The organism is Serratia sp. A07 (assembly GCF_058725505.1).
In genome coordinates this window covers 1-1,084 of record NZ_JBZXDO010000182.1, presented here as the reverse complement: position 1 = coordinate 1,084, position 1,084 = coordinate 1, and the positions used below count along the sequence as shown (strand labels likewise).

The window sequence follows — 1,084 nt, the reverse complement described above, 5'->3', positions numbered from 1 at the left end:
CTCCCGGATGGGCCAGATATCGCCCACCGTGCCGAGGTTGGCCGCCTGAGTCAGCGAAGGCAGCGCCAGGCAAAGGGCAACCAGTACGCGGCGCATCACTGCCCTCCTTGCATGGCGGCAGCGAGATCCTTGCGTATCTGCGGCGTCACATCAGGCAGGCCGGCCACCACGGCGGCGCTGACCACAATCACCTCATGCTGCGCTTTGGCCCGCGCCGTCAACACCTGATTGAGCTTCTGGTTATAGCGCTGCAGCAGCGCGGTGCGCTCTTCATCGCTGAGTTTGAGACGCGCGCTTTGCAGCAAAAACCTGTCGGTTGTGCCCTTCATGTCGAAGGTCACCAGCTTGGGCGGCTGCAACAGCAGCAGCCAGAGTGCCGCCGTCACCAGCACGGCGCACACCACCGAGACAAACCCGGTCAGCCAATATTCGCGGGGGGTCACCATCGCGGACCTCCTAAACAGTTACAGTGATGAGGGCTGAAAAAGAGGAAATGGATGACCAGAAACAGCCCCGTGGCGACGCCCAACACGAAGACCCATCGGCACACACCACCGAACAGGGCCGCCAGCCTTGGGTAATCAAGGGCTTTCGCCCCCACAGCGGCAATCCCCATCACGCCCGCGGCCGCAATAGCGACGGGAAACACGGCCTGCATCAGCGCGTCTGCTGATTGGAATGCCCGACCACCGAGAAGCGCCTCGGCGCTCATGATGGCCAGCCCCCCACCCAGATAAAGCACCCCTGCGCCAAACAGCGTTACCAGCGCATACCCCACGCCGCGAAACCACTCGGTGGCGATAAAGCGCGCGGACAGCGCTGATCGCTCTGCCACCGTCGATTTTGTGTGATGCACAATCCCCTCCGTCAAAGCGTTGCCTGCGAAAGCAGACCGGAAACGCCGGCTATTACCCACAGCCCCAGGGCAAGGCGCAGCAGGTTCACTGCCTGATGCCCCTTGCCCGCCCATTGATACCGCAGCGCCAGCCCTGCGGCCGCCAGAAGTCCGGCGCACACCACCGAGACAAACCCGGTCAGCCAGTATTCGCGAGGTGTCACCATCCCGGACCTCCAAGACAATTGC

Annotated in this window: 3 protein-coding genes and 1 pseudogene; all 4 read right to left on the bottom strand. The window is 63.0% G+C overall.

Going from position 1 to position 1,084, the window contains the following annotated elements:
* Window positions 1-96, bottom strand: a pseudogene (locus AC4PR2_RS29060) (type-F conjugative transfer system protein TraW); the annotation flags it as partial.
* The gene (locus AC4PR2_RS29055) at window positions 96-446 is read right to left on the bottom strand and encodes a TrbI F-type domain-containing protein (RefSeq protein ID WP_342186069.1); all 351 of its coding nucleotides are present in this window, start codon (window positions 444-446) and stop codon (window positions 96-98) included. The pseudogene AC4PR2_RS29060 and the gene AC4PR2_RS29055, both read right to left, overlap by 1 nt.
* Window positions 440-856, bottom strand: coding sequence for a hypothetical protein (locus AC4PR2_RS29050; RefSeq protein WP_492176071.1), 417 nt, complete (start codon window positions 854-856; stop codon window positions 440-442). The genes AC4PR2_RS29055 and AC4PR2_RS29050 overlap by 7 nt, the downstream gene beginning before the upstream one ends.
* An 11-nt stretch (window positions 857-867) precedes the next feature.
* Window positions 868-1,062, bottom strand: coding sequence for a hypothetical protein (locus tag AC4PR2_RS29045; RefSeq protein ID WP_492176070.1), 195 nt, complete (start codon window positions 1,060-1,062; stop codon window positions 868-870).
* Window positions 1,063-1,084: the final 22 nt, after the last annotated feature.

What these genes read in the sequence shown, in the direction of transcription:
- AC4PR2_RS29055 (WP_342186069.1), bottom strand. Translation starts at nt 446, where the DNA reads ATGGTGACCCCCCGCGAATATTGGCTGACCGGGTTTGTCTCGGTGGTG.
- AC4PR2_RS29045 (WP_492176070.1), bottom strand. Translation starts at nt 1,062, where the DNA reads ATGGTGACACCTCGCGAATACTGGCTGACCGGGTTTGTCTCGGTGGTG.